General features: G+C 70.6%; 21 protein-coding genes. 7 read left to right on the top strand and 14 right to left on the bottom strand.

The genetic code is table 11. From position 1 onward, the window contains the following. Window positions 1–35 precede the first annotated feature (35 nt). Entirely contained in the window at window positions 36–1475 is a 1440-nt protein-coding gene (radA, locus tag AC5Y7V_RS18965; RefSeq protein ID WP_499881572.1) for a DNA repair protein RadA, read from the top strand. Continuing rightward, on the top strand, window positions 1472–2545 hold the full coding sequence (gene disA / locus AC5Y7V_RS18960; protein WP_499881571.1) for a DNA integrity scanning diadenylate cyclase DisA: 1074 nt from the start codon (window positions 1472–1474) through the stop codon (window positions 2543–2545). The genes radA and disA overlap by 4 nt, the downstream gene beginning before the upstream one ends. 6 nt (window positions 2546–2551) lie before the next feature. On the opposite strand, the gene AC5Y7V_RS18955 is transcribed toward disA, so the two are convergent. Continuing rightward, entirely contained in the window at window positions 2552–3367 is an 816-nt protein-coding gene (locus tag AC5Y7V_RS18955) for a hypothetical protein (protein ID WP_499881785.1), read from the bottom strand. Between the two features lie 105 nt (window positions 3368–3472). Further along, on the bottom strand, window positions 3473–4090 hold the full coding sequence (locus AC5Y7V_RS18950; protein ID WP_499881570.1) for a carbonic anhydrase: 618 nt from the start codon (window positions 4088–4090) through the stop codon (window positions 3473–3475). On the opposite strand from AC5Y7V_RS18950, the gene AC5Y7V_RS18945 reads away from it, so the two are divergent. Next, on the top strand, window positions 4089–4988 hold the full coding sequence (locus AC5Y7V_RS18945) for an iron-sulfur binding domain-containing protein (protein WP_499881569.1): 900 nt from the start codon (window positions 4089–4091) through the stop codon (window positions 4986–4988). The genes AC5Y7V_RS18950 and AC5Y7V_RS18945 overlap by 2 nt on opposite strands. Before the next feature lie 3 nt (window positions 4989–4991). Here the strand turns inward: AC5Y7V_RS18945 and AC5Y7V_RS18940 are convergent, their stop codons facing one another. From AC5Y7V_RS18940 to AC5Y7V_RS18910, 7 genes are read right to left on the bottom strand one after another with little or no spacing between them, the layout of a single operon-like run. After that, window positions 4992–6470 (bottom strand): hydrogenase large subunit, encoded by a 1479-nt coding sequence (locus AC5Y7V_RS18940; protein ID WP_499881568.1) that lies wholly within the window; start codon window positions 6468–6470, stop codon window positions 4992–4994. Further along, window positions 6467–7936, bottom strand: a complete 1470-nt coding sequence (locus AC5Y7V_RS18935) for a proton-conducting transporter transmembrane domain-containing protein (RefSeq protein ID WP_499881567.1) — start codon at window positions 7934–7936, stop codon at window positions 6467–6469. Before AC5Y7V_RS18935 ends, AC5Y7V_RS18940 begins: the two co-directional genes overlap by 4 nt. Next, window positions 7936–8598 carry a hypothetical protein gene (locus AC5Y7V_RS18930; RefSeq protein WP_499881566.1) on the bottom strand — a complete coding sequence of 221 codons (663 nt, stop codon included), beginning with the start codon at window positions 8596–8598 and terminating at the stop codon, window positions 7936–7938. The genes AC5Y7V_RS18935 and AC5Y7V_RS18930 overlap by 1 nt, the downstream gene beginning before the upstream one ends. Next, window positions 8595–9554 carry a respiratory chain complex I subunit 1 family protein gene (locus AC5Y7V_RS18925; RefSeq protein WP_499881565.1) on the bottom strand — a complete coding sequence of 320 codons (960 nt, stop codon included), beginning with the start codon at window positions 9552–9554 and terminating at the stop codon, window positions 8595–8597. The genes AC5Y7V_RS18930 and AC5Y7V_RS18925 overlap by 4 nt, the downstream gene beginning before the upstream one ends. Further along, window positions 9551–11512 (bottom strand): proton-conducting transporter transmembrane domain-containing protein, encoded by a 1962-nt coding sequence (locus AC5Y7V_RS18920; RefSeq protein WP_499881784.1) that lies wholly within the window; start codon window positions 11510–11512, stop codon window positions 9551–9553. Before AC5Y7V_RS18920 ends, AC5Y7V_RS18925 begins: the two co-directional genes overlap by 4 nt. Before the next feature lie 11 nt (window positions 11513–11523). Then, entirely contained in the window at window positions 11524–12003 is a 480-nt protein-coding gene (locus AC5Y7V_RS18915; RefSeq protein WP_499881564.1) for an NADH-quinone oxidoreductase subunit B family protein, read from the bottom strand. Between the two features lie 3 nt (window positions 12004–12006). Further along, entirely contained in the window at window positions 12007–12342 is a 336-nt protein-coding gene (locus AC5Y7V_RS18910) for a lsr2/espR transcriptional regulator (protein ID WP_499881563.1), read from the bottom strand. Window positions 12343–12527: 185 nt separating this feature from the next. Between AC5Y7V_RS18910 and AC5Y7V_RS18905 the strand changes: the two genes are divergently transcribed. Then, on the top strand, window positions 12528–13316 hold the full coding sequence (locus AC5Y7V_RS18905; protein WP_499881562.1) for a gluconate 2-dehydrogenase subunit 3 family protein: 789 nt from the start codon (window positions 12528–12530) through the stop codon (window positions 13314–13316). Continuing rightward, window positions 13309–15006, top strand: a complete 1698-nt coding sequence (locus AC5Y7V_RS18900; protein ID WP_499881561.1) for a GMC oxidoreductase — start codon at window positions 13309–13311, stop codon at window positions 15004–15006. Before AC5Y7V_RS18905 ends, AC5Y7V_RS18900 begins: the two co-directional genes overlap by 8 nt. On the opposite strand, the gene AC5Y7V_RS18895 is transcribed toward AC5Y7V_RS18900, so the two are convergent. Beyond that, window positions 14990–15757, bottom strand: a complete 768-nt coding sequence (locus AC5Y7V_RS18895; protein WP_499881560.1) for an alpha/beta fold hydrolase — start codon at window positions 15755–15757, stop codon at window positions 14990–14992. The two genes, AC5Y7V_RS18900 and AC5Y7V_RS18895, sit on opposite strands and share 17 nt — an antisense overlap. A gap of 63 nt (window positions 15758–15820) precedes the next feature. Here AC5Y7V_RS18895 and mhuD point away from each other — a divergent pair, with 63 nt between their 5' ends. Beyond that, the gene (mhuD, locus tag AC5Y7V_RS18890; RefSeq protein WP_499881559.1) at window positions 15821–16141 is read left to right on the top strand and encodes a mycobilin-forming heme oxygenase MhuD; all 321 of its coding nucleotides are present in this window, start codon (window positions 15821–15823) and stop codon (window positions 16139–16141) included. Beyond that, window positions 16116–17480 carry a serine hydrolase gene (locus AC5Y7V_RS18885; protein ID WP_499881558.1) on the top strand — a complete coding sequence of 455 codons (1365 nt, stop codon included), beginning with the start codon at window positions 16116–16118 and terminating at the stop codon, window positions 17478–17480. The genes mhuD and AC5Y7V_RS18885 overlap by 26 nt, the downstream gene beginning before the upstream one ends. An 80-nt stretch (window positions 17481–17560) precedes the next feature. Here AC5Y7V_RS18885 and AC5Y7V_RS18880 read toward each other — a convergent pair whose 3' ends face one another. The 4 genes from AC5Y7V_RS18880 to AC5Y7V_RS18865 form a co-directional block, all read right to left on the bottom strand. Beyond that, complete coding sequence (locus AC5Y7V_RS18880) at window positions 17561–18112, bottom strand: histidine phosphatase family protein (RefSeq protein ID WP_499881557.1); 552 nt, start codon at window positions 18110–18112, stop codon at window positions 17561–17563. Beyond that, window positions 18109–18876 carry a CbtA family protein gene (locus AC5Y7V_RS18875; protein WP_499881556.1) on the bottom strand — a complete coding sequence of 256 codons (768 nt, stop codon included), beginning with the start codon at window positions 18874–18876 and terminating at the stop codon, window positions 18109–18111. Before AC5Y7V_RS18875 ends, AC5Y7V_RS18880 begins: the two co-directional genes overlap by 4 nt. 8 nt (window positions 18877–18884) lie before the next feature. Then, on the bottom strand, window positions 18885–19100 hold the full coding sequence (locus AC5Y7V_RS18870) for a CbtB domain-containing protein (RefSeq protein ID WP_499881555.1): 216 nt from the start codon (window positions 19098–19100) through the stop codon (window positions 18885–18887). 137 nt (window positions 19101–19237) lie between these two features. Continuing rightward, window positions 19238–19618 (bottom strand): YbjQ family protein, encoded by a 381-nt coding sequence (locus AC5Y7V_RS18865; RefSeq protein ID WP_068131246.1) that lies wholly within the window; start codon window positions 19616–19618, stop codon window positions 19238–19240. Window positions 19619–19620: the final 2 nt, after the last annotated feature.

Here is a 19620-nt window from a genome sequence, read left to right as displayed (position 1 = left end):
CGGGGCTTGTCGTACCGGCCCGATACCGTCATGACGTGGCACATGCACGCTCGCAATACCGCTGCTCGGAATGCCAGCACGTCACCGCCAAATGGGTGGGGCGCTGCCTGGAATGCGGCACCTGGGGCACGGTCGACGAGGTGCCCGCCCTCGCCGCGGTGGGTGGACGCGCCCGGCGTCCCGCGGGGACGGCTTCGCGGGCCGTTCCGATCAGTTCCATCGAGCCGACCGCCAGCCAACACCGCTCGACGGGCATAGGCGAACTCGACCGCGTGCTCGGGGGCGGCGTGGTGCCCGGCTCGGTGACGCTGCTGGCCGGCGATCCGGGCGTCGGCAAGTCGACGCTGTTGCTCAAGGTCGCCCACCGCTGGGCCCAGTCGGGCCGGCGGGCGCTGTACATCTCCGGCGAGGAGTCCGCCGGCCAGATCCGGCTGCGCGCCGACCGGATCGACTGCGGCGGCGACGAGGTGTACTTGGCCGCCGAGTCCGATGTGCACACTGTGCTCGAACACATCGCCACGGTCCGGCCGGCGCTGGTGATCGTGGACTCGGTGCAGACCATGTCCACCACCGAGGCCGACGGGGTCCCCGGCGGCGTCACACAGGTGCGCGCGGTGACCGCGGCGCTCACCGCGGCCGCCAAGGCCAACGGCGTCGCGATGATCCTGGTCGGCCACGTCACCAAGGACGGGGCCATCGCCGGGCCGCGCTCCCTGGAACACCTCGTCGACGTGGTGCTGCACTTCGAGGGCGACCGCAACGGCGCGCTGCGGATGGTCCGCGGCGTCAAGAACCGGTTCGGTGCGGCCGACGAGGTCGGGTGCTTCACGCTGCACGACAACGGAATCGAGGGCGTCTCCGACCCTTCGCACCTCTTCCTCGATCAGCGGCCCGCGCCGGTCCCCGGCACCGCGATCACGGTCACGCTCGACGGCAAGCGACCGCTGATCGGCGAGGTCCAGGCGCTGCTGGCCCCTAATTTTTCGAAGCCGGGCGGCGGCTCGCCGCGCCGCGCCGTCAGCGGCATCGACCACTCCCGGGCCGCGATGATCACCGCCGTGCTGGAGAAGCACGGCAGGCTGGCCGTCGCCATGAACGACATCTACCTGTCCACCGTGGGCGGCATGCGGTTGACCGACCCGTCCTCGGATCTCGCCGTCGCGATGGCGCTGGCCTCGGCGTACTCCGATCTGCCGTTGCCGACGACGGCGGTGATGATCGGCGAGGTGGGGCTGGCGGGCGACCTGCGGCGGGTCAGCGGGATGGAACGACGGCTCGGTGAAGCCGTGCGTCAGGGATTCAGCATCGCGCTCATTCCCGACGGCGACGATCCTCGCCGCGAGATAGTGCCGGATGGGATGCGAGCGCTGCGGGCACCGACCATCGACGCGGCGCTGCGACACATGAAAGCCATCGCCGGGCGCGGCAATGGCTGGACGCATCACGCAGTGGGGCCGCAGAATGACTCGCTGTGACCCGTCCGACACTGCGTGAGACCGTCGCCCGCCTGGCGCCGGGCACCGGGCTGCGCGACGGCCTGGAGCGCATCCTGCGCGGCAATACCGGGGCGCTGATCGTGCTGGGCAACGACGACAACGTCGAGGCCATCTGCGACGGCGGCTTCTCCCTCGACGTGCGGTACGCGCCGACGCGGCTGCGCGAGCTTTCCAAGATGGACGGCGCCGTCGTGCTGTCCACCGACGGCAGCCGGATCGTGCGGGCCAACGTGCAGCTCGTTCCGGACCCGTCGATACCGACCGACGAATCGGGCACCCGGCACCGTTCGGCGGAGCGGGCCGCGATCCAGACCGGCTACCCGGTGATCTCGGTCAGCCACTCGATGAACATCGTCACCGTCTACGTCGACGGCGAGCGCCACGTGGTGGCCGATTCCGCGACCATCCTGTCGCGGGCCAACCAGGCCATCGCGACGCTGGAGCGGTACAAGACCCGGCTCGACGAGGTCAGCAGGCAGTTGTCCCGGATGGAGATCGAGGACTTCGTCACCCTGCGCGACGTGATGACGGTGGTGCAGCGGCTCGAGTTGGTCCGGCGCATCGGCCTGGTGATCGACTACGACTGCGTCGAGCTCGGCACCGACGGTCGGCAACTGCGGCTGCAGCTCGAGGAGCTGTTGGGCGGCAACGACCTCGCCCGCGAACTGATCGTGCGCGACTACCACGCCAGCCCCGAGCCGCTGTCCGAGGCGCAAATGACCGCGACCCTGGACGAGCTGGACGCCTTATCGGATACCGAACTGCTCGACTTCACCTCGCTGGCAAAGGTTTTCGGATATCCGACGACAACCGAGGCGCAGGATTCGGCGCTGAGCCCGCGCGGCTACCGCGCCATGGCCGGCATCCCCCGGCTGCAGTTCGCCCACGCGGACCTGTTGGTGCGGACCTTCGGAACGCTGCAGGGCCTGCTGGCGGCCAGCGCCAACGACCTGCAATCGGTCGACGGCATCGGCACGATGTGGGCCCGCCACGTGCGGGAGGGGTTGTCGCAACTGGCGGAGTCGACGATCGCCGACCCGCTCACCTGAGCTCGGTCAGCCCGCGGGTGACGGGCCCGGCGCGACCCCCGGCGGCGCTTCCGGCGGCGGCGCGAGCGCCGGCTGACCCGGCTGCCCGGGCACGGGTCCCGGCGGCGGTGGCGGCTGATTCAGGATGAACGGGACCGGCATCGAGCGCAGGTTGCCCAGCTGCACGACGAGGTTGTAGGTGCCCGCCCCGATCGCCGGCCGCGGCAGCGGGCAGTGCGGGGCCGAGCCCATTCCCGTCCACGTGACCGCCGTCGTCACCTGCTCGCCCGGCGTGAAGGTCTTCACCAGGGTCTCGTTGGACGGCGCGCAGTCGAGGTTCGACCACAGCCGCTTGTTGTCCAGCGAGTAGACGTAGGCGGCGAGCACCGCGGCCCCGACGTCGCGCTTGCAGGACACCAGGCCGATGTTGGTGACGACCATGGTGAACTTCGGCTGGTCGCCGATGAAGTACTGGGGCGCGTTGGTCAGGCCCTTGACGGCCAGCGTCGAATCGGGGCAGTCATCGCCCTCCTTCAGCACCGGCGGCGGCTGCACCGCGGCGGTGGGCGTCGGTGACTCCGGGTTCTGCCCGGGCGGCGCGACCGGGGTGACGCCCTCCTGCCCGGCCTGCGGAGGCGCCTGGGCCGGGGGCGCGGCCGGCTTGGCCTCGGCGGTGCTGGGCTTGCCCGCGGTGGCGGGCTTGGCGCCGGTGCTGTGGCTCATGAAGGCAATGATCGTGGCGACCACGACCCCGACCACGACGACCGCGATGCCCAGGGCCAGGCCCCTGCGCCGCCAATAGATCTCGGTGGGTAGCGGGCCACGCGGTTCCAGATCCAGCACGATCACACCGTAGGCCCAGGTCACGCCAATTTGTTATATCCGACCCGGCGTGTCGCGATGTTTGCTGGCCGACCGCCGTGTTAGTGGGGCCGCGAAATGCGGCGGTTACTCGCCGATATCGCCGACATGGTCGACCAGCGCCGCCTTGCCGTCGGCCAGGTGATAGGTCACGCCCGCGATGCCCACCGTGCCCGCGGACACCCGCTCCGCGATGGCCGAGGAACGCGCCATGAGTTGCGCGAGCGTCTCTTTCACGTGGCGTTCCTCGAACTCGTCGACGCGGGTCAGGCCGTCTCGGCGGCCCATCAGGATCGACGGCGCGACCCGCTCCACGACGTCGCGCACGAAACCTGGGGGTATCGCGCCGTCCTCGATCGCCGCCAGCGCCGCCTTGACGGCGCCGCAGCTGTTGTGGCCGAGGATGACGATGAGCGGCACGTCGAGCACCGTGATCGCGAACTCGATGGAGCCCAGCACCGCCGAGTCGATGACCTGCCCGGCGGTGCGGACCACGAACATGTCGCCCAAACCCTGATCGAAGATCAGCTCGGCGGCCACCCGGCTGTCGGAACAACCGAACACGACCGCGGTGGGCTTTTGACCGGCGGCCAGGCTGGTCCGGTGATCGACGCTCTGGCTGGGATGCTGCGGCTTGCCGGCAACGAATCGCTCGTTACCCTCTTTGAGTGCTTTCCACGCGGTTATCGGGCTGGTGTTCGGCATGGCACTTATCATGCCGCACACGCACATGAACGTCAGCCCGAGCGAGCTCATAGTTTGGTATGAACGGTCCCGCCGTGACTTGCCTTGGCGGGGGCCGGATGTCACCGCGTGGCAGATCCTGGTCAGCGAGTTCATGCTGCAGCAGACGCCGGTGAGCCGGGTCCTGTCGATCTGGCCGGATTGGGTGCGGCGCTGGCCGACCGCGTCGGCGACCGCCGCGGCCAGTGCGGCCGACGTGCTGCGCGCGTGGGGCAAGCTCGGCTACCCGAGGCGCGCCAAGCACCTGCACGAGTGCGCCACCGTCATCGCGCGCGACCACGGCGACGTGGTCCCCGACGACGTCGAGGTCCTGCTGACGCTGCCCGGCGTGGGCAGCTACACCGCGCGCGCCATCGCCTGCTTCGCCTACCGCCGGGCCGTGCCGGTGGTGGACACCAACGTGCGGCGGGTGGTGGCCCGCGCCGTGCACGGCCTGGCCGACTCCGGCGCGCCGTCGGCGGCGCGCGACCACGCCGACGTGTCGGCGCTGCTGCCCGATGACGAACGGGCGCCGACGTTTTCGGTGGCGCTCATGGAGTTGGGCGCGACCGTGTGCACCGCCCGGTCCCCGCGCTGCGGGCTGTGCCCGCTTCGCGAGTGCGCTTGGCGCCACGCCGGTTATCCCGCCGCCCAGGGGCCGGCCCGCCGCGCCCAGACCTACGCGGGAACCGACCGCCAGGTACGCGGGCGGCTCCTGGACGTGTTGCGCGCCAAGGATTCCCCCGTCACCCGCGCGGAACTCGACGTGGCCTGGTTGACCGATACGCAGCAGCGCGACCGGGCACTGGAATCGTTGCTCGCCGACGGGCTGGTGACGCGGACCGTCGACGGACGGTTCGCGTTGCTGGGCGAAGGGTAGCCCTCAGAGATCGTTCCCGGCGTACGACTGGTTAAAGCTCTTGTTGACCAGCGGGAAGTCGGGAACGATGGTGTCGGCCATCGCGACGGGCAACGCGGGCCAGTTGAACCAGGACGGGTCGACGATTTTCGCGCGCGTGATCCGATCGGCCGCGTCGGTCTCGACGCGGTGCACGATGGTGCCGCGCCAGCCCTCGACGATGCCGATGCCACTGCGGGGCCCGCGCGACGCGGCCGGGCCGTCATCGTATTCGATTGGGCCGCTGTGCGACTCGATCAGATGGCAGGCCAGCTCGGTGGACGCCGCGAATTCGTCGCGCCGCACCGTGTAGCGCGCCAGCACGTCACCCGTGGCGGCGCCGATCTCGGCCACGGGCAGTGCGGTGCTGGGGTGTTCGATTCGCGCGTCGGTGCGCATACCGCTGGCGCGCGCCACATAGCCCAGGCACCCGAGGGCCTCGGCGTCTTCCTTGTCCAGGACCGCCGTCGCGGCGAACCGGTCGTACACCCCGCTGTTGCGCAGGGTCAGCTCCGCGATCTCGGCGACGTCGGCGGCGATCCGCCGCAGCGCGTCGACATCCGGCAGCGCCCGCAGCGCGACCGCGCCCGGGCGGACGGCGCCGCGCAGCAGCCGGTGTCCGGTGACGGTCGCGTTGAGCCGCAGCAGTTCTTCGCGGACGCGTTGGGCGTGCGCGTGGGCGAGGCCGAACCCGACGTCGTTGGCCAGCGCGCCCAGGTCGGCGACGTGGTTGTAGAGCCGTTCGAGCTCGACCAGCAGCGCCCGCAGCCGGTGCGCCTCGTCGGGAAGCCCCATCCCGAGCGCGTCCTCGACGGCGAGGCAGTGGGCGAGCGCGTGCGCGACGGACGTGTCGCCGCTGACGCGCTCGGCCAACTCGACCGCGCCGCCGGTCGGGCGGCCCTCGAAGAGCTTTTCCACGCCCCGATGGACGAACCACAGCCGCGCCTTGAGCCGCAGCACGGTCTCGCCGGCGACCGAGAAGCGGAAATGGCCGGGCTCGATCAACCCCGCGTGCACGGGACCGACCGGGATCTCATACACCCCCGGTCCCTCGACGGTGACGAACGGGAAATGGCCGCTGCCATCGAATTTGGGTGCGGCCGGCGCCGCACCGCGCATCGGATACCACCCCTCGGGCCAGTGGGCGTGGCGCACCAGCCGGCGCGGCTTCGGATGCCCGACCGGCCGGATCCCGTACAGGTCCGCTATCTCGCGCTCGAACCGGCCGGCCACAAACGACAGATACGCCAGCGAGCGGATCTCCGGATTATCCTTCGGCACAACACATTCCAATTCGACACGGCGATCGGGCCAGCCGGCCAGGAACAGATAGACCACGCGGAAGGCGTCGCCGTCGTCGTGGGCGGCCATCAGGCCCAAACGAAAGCCCTTGTCCAGCAGCAATTCCGCCGTCTCCGCCAGGCTGGTTTGGGATAACCTGTGGCGCACCCAGTCGCGGCTCATCGCGGGGCCCCGACGTCGCTTGCGGCGGCGGTGAACAGGCCGGTGAGCGGACCCGCGGTGACACCGAGGGCCATCGATGCGGCCACGCCGATCAGCAGGGCCGCCGCGACGGTGCGCGGCACCGCGATCTCCGGGGTGTCGGCGGGGCTGCCCCCCAGCAGGATTCGGCCGAAGTTGCGCGCCAGCGCGGCGAAGGCGATCGCGACCAGCAGCAGGCCCGCCCCGATGGCCCAGGTGAGCCTGGCATCGGCGAGCGAGCGGACAATCGCCAGCTCGCTGGCGAACATCGCAAACGGCGGCAGCCCGAGCAGCACGATCACACCGACCGCCAGCGACACACCGACCAGGCGGGAGCGCCGCAGCACGGCGCTGATGTCGGCGATCGCGGTCGAGTCATGCGCGGCCTGCAGCTGACCGCTCGCCAGGAACAGAACCGTCTTGCCGATTCCATGGGCGAGGACATGCAGCAGAAGGGCGGCGATGGCCAGCGTGGTTCCCGCGGCCGCGGCGATCGCGATCAGGCCCATGTTCTCCATGGAGGAGTAGGCGAGCATGCGCTTGAGGTCGGGGGTCACCGTCAGCATCAACGCCGCCACCACCAGCGTGGCCAGGCCGATCACCAGCAGCCAGGACCGCATGAAGGTGGGACCGGTGGCCGCGTCGATGATCGGCTTCAGGCGGATCAGCACCGAGAAGGCCACCGACAGCAGCACCCCGCTCATCAGCGCGGAAACCGGTGCCGGGGCCTGGCTGTGCGCGTCGGCCAACCAGGTGTGGAACGGAAACAGTCCGACCTTCGCGCCGTAGCCGATGAGCAGCAACCCGCCCGCGAGCCGGGCGATGTCGGGATTCAGCCCGCCGGCGTGTGCCGCCAGCACGTCGAGGTTCAGCGCGGCGGCGGCGGGCGCGCCGGCGTGCTCGGCCGCGTAGTACAGCAACACCGTGCCCAGGAAGGCGATCGCGATGCCGACCGAGCAGATCACCACGTACTTCCACGTCGCCTCGAGCGCGCCGCGGGTACGGCGGTGCCCGACCAGAAAGGCGGTGATCACGGTGGTGGCTTCGACGGCGATCCAGATGACCCCGATGTTGTTGGCGCACACCGCGACAACCATCGCGGCCAGGAAGGCCGCCGTCAGCGCGCCGTAGATTCGGGCGCCGCGCGGGTCGGTGTGGCCGTGCGCGAGCTCGGTGTCGATGTAACCGATGCTGGCCCAGGTGGCCAGTGCCGCAACGACTCCGATGACGATCAGCATGGTGACGGTGAGCGCGTCGACGCGCAGCAGTCCGCCCAGCGCGAGGCGCGTCCCCGACCCGACCCGCCACCCGAGCGCCGCGCCGCACCCGAGCACCGCCACCGCCGACAAGACGATCAGCGTCGCGGTCGGGCGGCGCCAGCCGGCGACCAGTGTGGCGAGCGACGCGACGACCGGCGCCAGGATCGCGGTGAGCAGCAGGGCGGTCATCAGTCGTGCAGCTCCTGCAGCCGGTCCAGGTCGGCGCCGCCGAAGGTGCGCGACAGCCGACCGGTCAGGACGCCGATCACGATGACGGCGAACAGCACGTCCAGCGAGGCGCCGAGCTCGACGATCATCGGCACCCCGGCCGTGAGCAGGAACGCGGTCGCGGCGATTCCGTTGTCCAGCATGAGGAATCCCGCCGCCTGCGACACCGCGTGGCGCCGCGTGACCATTACCAGCAGCGCGATGAGGACGACCGCGGTGGCGGCCGGCACGGCGGTGGTGGTGGCCGCCGGCTGCAAATTCACCAGCGGCCGGGTGGCGGCGAACGCCGCCAGCGTCAGCGCGGCGGTTATCAGCAGCGACGTGGCGGTGTTGACCAGCGGGGTGGCCTCGCGGTGCGCCTGCGGTCCGGACCCCACCGCGCGCGCCAGCAGCCGCGGCAACACCACGGCCCGCAGCACCAGCACGGCGACGCCGACCCCGATGAGCGCGCGGTCGCCGTCGTACATCCCGCGCAGCACGGGGATGGCGGCCAGCGCGACGCCCTGGATCGCCAGCAGCCGGACGATGGCGACCAGGTCGCGGCGCCACACGATGAGCACCGCGCCCAGCAGCAGTCCGCCCGCGGCGAGGTCGACGAGAACCGTAAACGTGTGGTACGTCATGCCGGCACCGCGAAGAAGTTGGCGGCGACCACCGCGAGCAGCGCGAGCAGGAAGGATCCGGAAAGCAACTCGGGCACCCGGAACAGCCGCAGCTTCGCGACGAAGACCTCGACGGTGGCCAGCAGTCCCGCCAGCACCGCGACCTTGGCCGCGATCGCCGCCAGGCCGGCGAGGACACCCAGCGCGCTCGGCTGGGCGCCGGCGATACCCCAGGGCCCAAACAGGTTTGCCAGCAACGCCAACAGCACGGTCAGCCGCATCCCCGCCGCCCACTCCACCATCGCCAGCCGCGGACCGGCGTATTCCAGGACCATCGCCTCGTGGACCATCGTCAGCTCCAGGTGGGTGGCCGGGTTGTCCACCGGCAGCCGCCCCGTCTCGGCGACGATGACGATCACCAGCGCGGCGAACGCCAGCACCGCGGCCAGCGACACCACCTGACCGGGATGGACGATCGTATGTTCCACCAGCGCACCGAGATTCGCCGATCCCGTCGGCATGGACAACGCGAAGACCGCCAGCAGGATGGTGGGTTCGACCAGCGCGGCGATGGTGATCTCGCGGCTGGCGCCCATGCCGCCGAACGAAGTGCCCGTGTCGATGCCGGCCAGGGTCAGCGCGACGGTGCCCACGAACAGCAGGCCGACGACGGCGAACAGGTCGGCGCTGGCGTCCAGCGGCGATCCGGTGGCGACCAGCGGCGCGATCGCGGCGATCAGCAGGGTCGATCCGGCGACGATCGCGGGCGCCGCCGCGAACACCGCCGTCGTCCCGCGCGGCGTGATCTGTTGCTTGCCAAGCTGTTTGATTATGTCCCGCCAGGGCTGCAGGAGGCCGCCGCCGACGCGGCCCTCCCAGCGCGCGCGCACCTGGCGGGTGAGACCGACCACCAGCGGCGCCCCGAGCATCACGCCGCCGATCTGCACGGCGCCCGCGACGTAGGACCAGGCGTTCATCGGGCGACCACCAGCACGGTCAGGACGCCGAGCGCGCCGTAGGCCAAATACAGGTGCACGCTGCCGGTGTGGGCGCGCCGCACCACCCCCGCCGCCACCGAAATCGCCTGGGCCACCGGAGTATAGAAGCGGTCTTCGATCGCGTCGCCGATGCTGCTGCGGTAGGTGATCTTGTCGGCCAGGTACCTCGACCCCGCGTTGGGCACGACCTCGATGTTCGTGTCGGGCCGCAGGATGTCGTCGAAGACGCGCTGCAGCGGTTCGGCGAACGACGTGGCGGTGTACTGCATGCGTGCCGTGAGATCCTCGGCGCCACAAGCCCATAGCGGCAAGGTGGCGGGCGCAGGGCGGTGCCTTCGGCGCCACCGCGCCAGCACGGCGACGGCCAGCGCGGCCACCACGACGCCGGCCGCGATCACGCCGGGCGCGATCGAGCCTTGCAGGCCCGGCAGTCGCACGAAGGCGCCGAAGTCGCTGAATTGCACCGTCCGGGCCGCGGGCAGCGTGGCGACCGTCCGACGCAGCGCGGGCGCGACGACCGAGGGCGCCACGGCCAGCACCACACAGGCGACCGCCGCGATCGCCATGCCGGCCAGCATGCTGCCCGGCGCCTCGCGGGCGTCGGCGGCCGGCTCGGAGCGCGGCCGGGCCAGGAAGCCGATCCCGAAGGCCTTGACCATCGCCGCCACGCCCAGGCCCGTGGTGAGCGCGACGGCGCCCACCGCCAGCGGCGTGGTCAGCGCCAGCACCGCGATATGTTGCGGAGCCGTGTGGATCAGCGACTGCACCAGCAGCCACTCGCTGACGAAGCCGGCGCCCAGCGGCAGCCCGCACGCGCCGAGCGCCGCCACCCCGAACAGGGTGGTGGTCACCGGCATCCGGCGGGCCAGGCCACCCAGCCGGTCGAGGTCGCGCAGCCCCGTCGCGGCCAGCACCGAACCGGCGGCCAAGAACCCGAGGCTCTTGAAGGCCGCGTGGGCGATCAGGTGCAGCATGGCCGCGACCGCCGCGATCGTCGCCGGCCCGTGCGCGCCTGCCGCGGCGAACAGGGTCGCCGCCCCCAGCGCCAGCGCGATCAACCCGAGGTTCTCGGTGGTCGAATAGGCAAGCAGCCGTTTGAGATCCGTGGCCACCGAGGCCTGCACCACGCCGTAGAGCGCCGACACGCCGCCGACGACCATCAGGGTGAGGCCCCACCAGCGTGGGCCGGGCCCGAGCAGCTGCATGTCGATGCGGCAGATGCCGTAGACGCCGAGATTCACCATCGCCGCGCTCATCAGCGCCGACACCGGGCTGGGCGCCTCGGGGTGGGCGCGCGGCAACCAGGCGTGCAGCGGCACCAGCCCCGCCTTGGACCCGAATCCCGCCACCGTCAGCAGGAACACCGCGGTGCGCGCGCCCTGCGGGATGCGGTGCAAGTCGGCGAACCGGTCGGCGCCGCCGGCCGCGGACAACACCATCAGCCCGACCAGGATCGCGACGAACCCCAACTGGGTCATCACCGCGTAAACCAATGCGGCGGAACGAACCTGGGGGCGGGTATGTTCGGCGAGCACCAACACCAGCGACGCGAGCGCCATCAGCTCCCACGCCAACAGGAAGGTGGTGACCGACGCCGCCGCGGGCACCAGCAGCATCGCCGCGACGAACAACGGCAGCACCGCCAGTGCGGCCCCGCCGAGATGCTCGCGCCGCGCATAGCCGACGGCGTACGGCCCGACGACGACGGCGACCGCGCCCACGAGCGCCATGAAGAAGCCGCCGAGGGGGTCGAGGCCCAGCTGCACCCCCGACAGCGGCAGCAACCACCCGATGCGCACGTCGCGCGCCGAACCGAACATCCCGACGATGCCCGCCCAGATTCCGGCCGCGCCGAGCAACGACGTCAGCGCGCCCGCGAGCGCGGGGCGGAAGTCCCTGCGGGCCGCCAGGTTTGGCGCGGGCACCGCACGCGCCATCAGTTCCGCGGTCACCGGCCGGTCACCGATCTGAGCGCCTCGATGATCTGGCTCGGCGTCGGCGGGCACCCCGGGATCTCGACGTCGACGGGCACAACCTCACCGACCGCGCCGACCACGCCGTACGCGTCGCCGAAAACCCCGCCGTTCAGCGCGCAGTCGCCGCAGGCGATCACGCGGCGCGGCAGCGGGGTGGCTTCGACCGTCGCGGCCAACGGGCCGGCCATGTTGCGTGTCACGACGCCGGTCACCAGCAGCGCGTCCGCGTGACGCGGGGAGGCCACCAGCCGGGCACCGAATCGCTCGGCGTCGTACACCGGTCCGAACGCCCCCGCGATCTCCACCTCGCACCCGTTGCAGGAACCGGCGTCGACGTGGCGGATCTGAAGCGAACCACGCACCCCGGCAACCGGTTTCACCGCCGGTGCCGGGGCGGGTGTAGCGGGTTCGGCGATCCGGCCGACCCGGAACGCTTTGCGGATCCAGCCCATGCGCTACCCCACGCCGCCGGCGCGCAGGTCCTCCAGCACCGCCACGCGGTCGCTGAGGACCCCGGTGAGAACCTTGCGCGCGACCAACAGCAGTTCGGCGATATCGGGCGAGGCGATCGAATAGATCATCGTGTTGCCGTCCCGGTGCGCGTCAACCACGCCCGCGCGCCGCAGAACACCCAACTGCTGCGACAGGTTCGACGATTCCAGCCCGACCTCGGGCAGCAGTTCGGCGACCGACTTGTCCCCGGTGACGAGGAGTTCGAGGACCCTGATCCGCGCCGGGTGCCCCAACGTCTTGAAGAACTCGGCCTTGACCTTGTACAGCGGCTCCGACACGGGCAGGTCTCCTGAAGACTCCACGTTTCCTACATTCGAACAATTGAAGAATTTATCAAATAGTGTTGCGTTCCGCGCGCCGGGGTCGCGCCTCCGCTATCGCAAAAGCCGGAGGCCGCGCAACCCGACACGCCGCCCGCTCCGCGTTCCACGTGAGACTCATATCCGCGTCATACCCTGCCGATGTGCCCAGCGAGGAGGCCGGCCAGGGATCCCGCTTGCCGCCGGTGTCCCGGCGCGCGGTACTCGGCGGCATCGGCCTGCTGCCGCTGGCCGCCGCCACGCGGGGCGCCCTGCCCGCCGCGTCGGCCGACCCGGGCTACCGGTTCCTGACGCAGCACCAGGCCGCGGTGCTCGACGCCGCCACCCGCCGCCTGATCCCGGGGCCGCAGGACTGCCCGACCGAGTTCGGTCCGGGGGCGCACGAGGCGAACGTGATCAACTACCTCGACCGGATGCTGTCGGTGTTCGACGTCACGCCCGCCGACGTCCACGCCGGCGGCCCCTGGAGCAACCGCGCCGGCGGCGCGCAGGACTACATGGCCACCTTCGTCCCGCTCAACCGCGCCCAGGCCTACGCGTGGCAGCAGCGCCTGACGCAGCTGCGCAACCAATACACCAGTGGCATCGCGTTGCTCGACCAGCAGGCCGGCGGCGACTTCACCGCGATCCCGGGCGTGAAGCAGGACCTCATCCTGGCGCACGGTCCGGCGGCGACCTTCGCCGGCGTGCTGTTCGGCCACACCATCGAGGCCATGTACAGCGTCCCCGAGTACGGCGGCAACGCGAACCTGGTCGGCTGGACGGACATCAAGTACCCCGGGGACTCCCAGCCGCGTGGATACACCCCCGCCGAGGTGGAAGCGGTCCAGTGGGACGTGGTCGTCCTCAGCGACATCATCAACCGGCTGCGCCGCGGGGGCTGGGAACAGGTCATCTCCAAATTGGGCGGAAGGGGCGGCGTGAGTGCCTAAGGCGGTCATCGTCGGCTCCGGCGCCGGCGGGTCGACGGTGGCGATGGAGCTTGCCGAAAATGGTTGGGACGTCGTGATATTCGAGAAGGGATCGAACTACTTCACCAACCTGGAGGGCACCGGCCCGCTCGGCACGACATTCGCCAACGACGAACTCAAGTCGCTGTACCGCTACTTCGAGCAGCCCGACCCGCTCGCCTATCCGCGCACCTATCGGCACAACGCCACCCAGGCCGCCGGTTACGTCGGCCCAGTCAACGAGCTCCCGGTGACCGTCGGGGGCGGCACGGTGCACTGGGACGCGAAGGTCCCACGGTTCTGGGACATCGACTTCAAGGGGCTCTCGATGCTCGGCCCGCAGCCCGGCGCGGACGTGCAGGACTGGCCGTTCGAATACAGCGAGATCGCACCGTATTACGACCTGGTCGAGGTGCTGCTCGGGACCCAGGGCGACGTCGCGACGATTCCCGCCCTCTCGCTCAAGCACGCGCCGCGCTCGCGCCAATACCCGATGCCGCCGGGGCCGCAGCAGCGTTCGTCGACACTGATCGCCAAGGGGGCCAAGCGAATCGGGCTGCACCCGTATCCGTTCCCGACGGCGATCAATTCGGTCGAATACGACGGCCGCCCGGCGTGCAACAACTGCGGGTTCTGCAGCAACTACGGCTGCCCGATCTCGGCCCGGGTGGGCGCGCTTGCGCCGCTGCGCCTGGCGCTGCGGACCGGACGGGCGCAGTTGCGTCCCGAAACCACCGTCACCAAGGTCAATTTCGCCGGCCGGCGGGCCACCGGCGTCTCCTATCTCGACCCGGTGGGCAATCCCGGCGGGGAGAGCGCCGACCTGGTGGTGCTGGCCGCTTCGGCGATCGAGACCGCGCGCCTGGCGCTGCTGTCGGGTCTGCCCGACGCCAGCGGACGGATCGGCGCGCGGCTGATGTTTCACAACTTCGTCGACGGATTCGGCATCTACCTCGACCAGCGGGTGCACGCCTACCGCGGCCGCTCGATCACGCAGTGCATGGAGGATTTCTGCGACCCCAACTTCCCCGGCGCCCGGCTCGCGGCGAAGCTGGCCGGGCTGCCCTACATCCGCGGCGGCCTGTGCGAGCTGGGCGGCAGCCAGGATCCGATCACGGAGGGCAAGTTCTACCAGGAGATCCTCGGATTCCTGCCCGGGGTGCAGCTGTTCGGCAGCCCGTTCAAGGACCTGATGCGCGCCTCGCTGCTGCGCGACCGGCTCGCCGGCGTGAACTTCATCGGCACCGACCTGCCGTACCTGACCAACAACGTCACGCTCGACCCGACGGTCACGGACCTCAACGGCCAGCCCGTGGCCCGCGTGACCTGGGCGCCCGGCAGGCACGAGGCCGTCGCCCAGACCTTCTACCTGGTGCCCATCACCGCGATGATGGCGGCGGCCGGCGCGCAGCTGTTCGCCGCCGTCCCGGACGGCCTGGAGCGAAAACTCGGGGGCGGCACCCCGCCGAACACCAAGCACGTGATGGGCGGGATGCAAATGGGCGTGTCCCCGGCGACGAGTGTCGTCGACCCGAACGGGCGAATGCATCAGATGGACAACGTCTTTGTCGCCGACGGCAGCGTGTTCGTCACCTCGGGCTGCCAGAATCCGACCAACACGCTGATGGCGGTGGCGCTGCGCACCGCGCGCGGGATCACCGGCCGGCGGTGACCGCCAGGAAGGACTCCACGGCCTCGCGGAATATCTCCGGGGCTTCGTCGTGGATCAGGTGGCCGGCCTGTGGGACGTGCAGATACGTTGTCGAGGATGATGTTTCGGCCATCATCCGCATCTGGCCCGGCGGGGTCACCGAGTTGCCGGCCTCGATCAGCAGCGCCGGCGCCCGCACGGCCGCCCACTGCGCCCAGTAGTCCCGGGTTCCCCATTCGGCCGCGATCTCGATCCAGCGCGGGGTGTGCCCGTGCAGCCGCCAGCCGTGTTCGGTGCGGTCGAACGCGTCCAGGAAATACTGACCGGCGACGGGCCCGAACTCGTCGAATACCTGCTCGGCGGAATCGAATTCGACCGGGAGGGCATGCAGCCACGGCTCCCACGGCCCGGTGGTGCGGCCCCGGAAGTCCGGCGCCATGTCCTCGATCACCAGCGCCGAGACCAGATCCGGGCGCTCCGCGGCGAGGCACCACGCGTGCAGCGCGCCCATCGAATGCCCGACCAGCCGGGCCGCCGTCCCCAGGGCGCCGACGGCGTCGGCCAGATCGGCGACGAAGCGTTCGGTGCTGATCGGGTGTGGGTCGTCGACGTCACGGCCCCGGTGCCACGGGGCGTCGTAGGTGTAGACGGTGCCCAGCCGGGCCAGCCACGGCAGCTGGCGCGACCAGGTGGAGCCGCGGCCCATCAGGCCGTGCACCAGCACCAACGGCTCGCCCTGCCCGCCGCGGCAGGTCAACAGGTCGGTGGACATATCACCATCTTGCGTGGCCCGCCCGGGAGCCGGGCAAGCCGGGCGGCGCGGTAGCCTAGCGGGATGCCGCAAGTGGTGAAGATCAATGCAATCGAGGTGCCCGCAGACGCCGGTCCCGAGCTGGAGAAGCGGTTCGCCCACCGCGCACACGCGGTGGACAACCAGCCCGGTTTCCTCGGCTTTCAGTTGCTGCGCCCGATCAAGGGTGAGAACCGCTACTTCGTGGTGACGCACTGGGAGTCCGAGGACGCCTTCCAGGCCTGGGCGAAGGGACCCGCCATCGCGGCCCATGCGGGCGAGCGGGCCAACCCGGTGGCGACCGGGGCATCGTTGCTGGAATTCGAGGTCGTGATGGACGTTGCCGGCAGCAAGCAGGGTAGTTAGCGACCGTTCGGCTCGGCGGCGCGTTGCGGCGTTGGGCGCCGCGGCGGCGCTGGTGGTGACGCTGGCGCCGGGTTGCGCCCCCTCCCCCTCCCCGCAGGCGAACGCGGCGAACCCGGGCCGGCAGATCGACACCCGGACGCCGCCCGGCGTCCGCGCGCAGCAGACCCTGGACATGCTGAACTCGGACTGGCCGATCGGCCCGGTCGGGGTCGGCACCCTGGCCGCGCCCGACAAGGTCGAGTCGGTCGAAACCACCATGGAGGGGCTCTGGTGGGATCGGCCCTTCACCCTCGCCGCCGTCGACCTCGGCGCCAGCGTGGCCACGCTGCACCTGGTCACGTCGTACGGCGCCCGGCAAGACATCCGGCTGCACACCGACGACGAGGGCCGGGTCGACCGGTTCGACGTCGACACGCAACCCCCGAAGATAAACTCCTGGCGCGACGTCGACGCGGTGCTGAGCAAGACCGGCGCCCGCTACTCGTACCAGGCCGCCAAGGTCGACGACGGTCATTGCGACCCGGTGGCGGGCACCAACACGGGCGAATCACTGCCGCTGGCATCGATTTTCAAGTTGTATGTGCTGCACGCGGTGGCCGTCGCCGTCCGAAACGGCACGGTGTCCTGGGACGATCAGCTCACCGTCACCGACAAGGGCCGGGCGGTCGGCTCGTCGGGCCTGGAATTGCCCGTGGGAGCACATGTTTCGGTTCGAACGGCCGCCGAGAAGATGATCGCCACCAGCGACAACATGGCCACCGACCTGCTGATCGGCAGGTTGGGTACGCACGCCATCGAGGAGGCTCTCGCCACGGCGGGCCATCACGACCCGGCCAGCATGACGCCGTTCCCGACGATGTATGAGCTGTTCTCCGTCGGCTGGGGCAAACCGGACCTGCGCGATCAGTGGAAGCAGGGGTCCAGGCAGGTCCGCGCCCAGTTGCTGCAGCAGGCGGATTCGACTCCGTACCAACCGGATCCGGCCCACGCCCACTCCCCCGCCTCGGCCTACGGCGCGGAGTGGTACGGCAGCGCCGAGGACATCTGCCGGGTGCACGCGGCGCTGCAGGCCGACGCGGTAGGACCGGCCGCACCGGTCAGGCAGATCCTTTCGGCGGTGGCCGGCATCCAGCTGGACCGCAATGTCTGGCCGTACATCGGCGCGAAAGCCGGTGGGCTGCCCGGCGATTTGACGTTCAGCTGGTACGCCGTCGACAAGAACCAGCAGCCGTGGGTGGTCAGCTTTCAGCTCAACTGGCCCCGCGATCACGGCCCCAGGGTGACCGGCTGGATGCTGCAGGTCGCCCGGCAGGCCTTCGCGCTGATCGGCCCCCAGTAGCCGGTTGACGTGGCTGCGCGAGCCCCCGGGCGTCGAGATCAGGCCGGCGCCAAGCCCCGATCCGGAGAGCCGCTAGGAACTCACAAGCGCAGCGTCCAACGGCCATTGCGGAAATGCAGGACGGTGCGGCTCAGTGGTGCGATGTCCAAGCGCCAGAACGACTTCGGCGGCATGTCGAGAGCACCGAGGACCGCGGCGCGGATGACCGCCGGATGCGTCACCGCCACCGCGGGCGCCGCTTCGGCGGTCAGGCTCTCGAGCCAGCCTGCGACACGCCCCATCAGGTCGACGATCGACTCACCGCCGTGCGGTGCCCGCGCCGGATCGGTGAGCCACGCCTCGAGGTCCGCGGGCCCGACGGCCCGCAGGGTCTGCCCGCACCACCCGTCGCAATCGAGGTCGGCCAGCCGCGGCTCGACCGTGGCGTGCAGGCCCAGCAGCTGTGCGGTTTGGCGGGCGCGCCGCTCGGGTCCCGTGAGCTGGCGCGTGGCGCGATCGATGTCAAGGCGCCCAACCTTTTTGGCCTGCCGAAGGCCGATGCCGTTGAGCGGCTCGTCCGCGGGAAAGCGCCCGTCGGCCATGGCGTCGGTCATCGCGTGCGACACCACGGTCAGGCGAACGACGTCGGTCACGCGGGTACTCGCTCCTCCAGCAGCCGGCCCGCCAGCATCGCGAAGACCACGCCGATGCCCGCCCACAACACCAGCTGCGCGCCAAGCGAAAGCAGCCTGAATTCGTAGAGCACGTCTGCGGGAAAGCCGGGATAGACGATCGCGCCCGCGGCGTCGCGCACCGGAGCCGGCGTCTCGTCGACGACCGGTAGCGGCACCGCCACCACGGCGATCGCGAGCACGTAGGCCAGCGCCGAGACCAGGGCCCCGTTCCACGCGCCTAGCCGGTCGGCGAGCCGTCGGTAAAGCAACCCGGCGGCGATCGCCAGCGCCACCGAAGCCAGCACCATCGCCAGGTACCAGCCGGTGCGGGTGCCGATCGTGTCCGCCTGGCCCACCGCGGGCGGATTCGGCGGGTACTTCAGGAACGGCACCAGGTAGACCGCGACGAACGCGCCCGCCGCCAGGAGCGCCGAAAGCGCCCGCGGCCCAATTGTTCTCGCGCGCACCGACACCACACAGAACAGCACGGAAAACAGCGCCCCCATCGCGACGCCGAAAATCAGCACGCCGAAACCCAATCCGGCGTTGGCCTGCACCCCGCGCGTGAACAACTCGGCGCCGTGCTCGTGCACGCCATGAGCGTCAAGCGCGTCGTTTCGCCCGTCCTCAAAAGCGACCGCGCGGGCGATGACCGGCTCCGCGCACACGCGGGAGAACAGGAACGCGAGCACCGCGCCGACGGCCCCCGCCAGGAGACCGCGCGCGATCAGCCGCTTCTCCACGCCGACGGTCAGTGGCAGGGGAAGCCGAGCAGATGGCGTGCGTCGTGGACGAACTCGTGCACGTGGGAGTCACTGCCGAACAGCGACACCGCGCCCTGATCGACCCCGACGAAGTACAGGGCCAGGAGCGCCAGGAATGCGGTCGCCGCCAACCAGAGCGCGGCACTTGCCGCCGACAGGTCGACCGACCGGGTACGGGCGCTGGCCTTCTCGAGATTTGCCACGGGTACTCCTTCCGGGGATTACGCGTCCCCGCTGCGGATGACGGGCTACGGGTCTGACTTTCGACAGTGGCGCGACCGTTCTGGAATTTCACCGGATTCCGTGTCCCGTCAGGACAGGAGTCAGTCTAGACCGCGCGTCAATGTTGGGGCGCCGCGGCGCCGTAGCCGAGCTGGCCGGCGGTGTACTTGGCGCCCTCGGTGACCGGGACCGCCTGGACCGCCGTGCCGTAGGCGCAGATCTCGGTCCACACGTCACCGATCTCGGTGGTGTCGAAGCGCATCGCGACGATCGCGTTGCCGCCGCGGTTGCGCGCCTCGGCGATCAACCTTCCCATCGCCTCGTTGCGGCTGTCGGAGAGGTTCTTGGTCATCCCCTGCAGCTCGCCGCCAAACATCGCCTTGAAGCCGGCACCCATCTGGGAGAACGCATTTCGCGAGCGGACGGTCAACCCGAACACTTCGCCGCACACGCGCTGGATCTCCCAGCCCGGAAGGTCATTGGTCGTCACGATCAGCACAG

Source organism: Mycobacterium sp. NGS34 (genome assembly GCF_059812845.1).
This window is presented reverse-complemented; position numbering and strand designations above follow the sequence as displayed.